This window comes from Tritonibacter sp. SIMBA_163 (genome assembly GCF_046535935.1).
GTDB lineage: Bacteria > Pseudomonadota > Alphaproteobacteria > Rhodobacterales > Rhodobacteraceae > Epibacterium > Epibacterium scottomollicae.
In genome coordinates, this window is record NZ_JAWJBP010000982.1 from 1 (window position 1) to 249 (window position 249).

Below are 249 nucleotides of genomic sequence, written 5' to 3' on the forward strand. Positions count from 1 at the left end.
CTGCCAATTCCTGAGTAAAGGGCATAGTCAGCAAGGGTATTGAGTTGTTTAATCTGTAAGGGATCAATGTCTCCAAAGACGCGATAACTAATTTCGCCAATACAGCCAATTAATTTACTGCGAGAGTCTGACATAATAACCGTTTTGATATCAAAATAACTAGGGAAGATCTGGTCAAGGGGAAGTTGAGAAAATTCAATGCCACTGTATTTATTCCAGCGTTTCCACAGGCTATTAAAGACTAATTCT

General features: G+C 38.6%; 1 protein-coding gene. It reads right to left on the reverse strand.

Features of this window, described 5'->3' with window-relative positions; translation table 11 throughout:
* On the reverse strand, window positions 1-249 hold a 249-nt coding region (gene cas6, locus R0J92_RS25270), incomplete at both ends, for a CRISPR system precrRNA processing endoribonuclease RAMP protein Cas6 (RefSeq protein ID WP_411053711.1).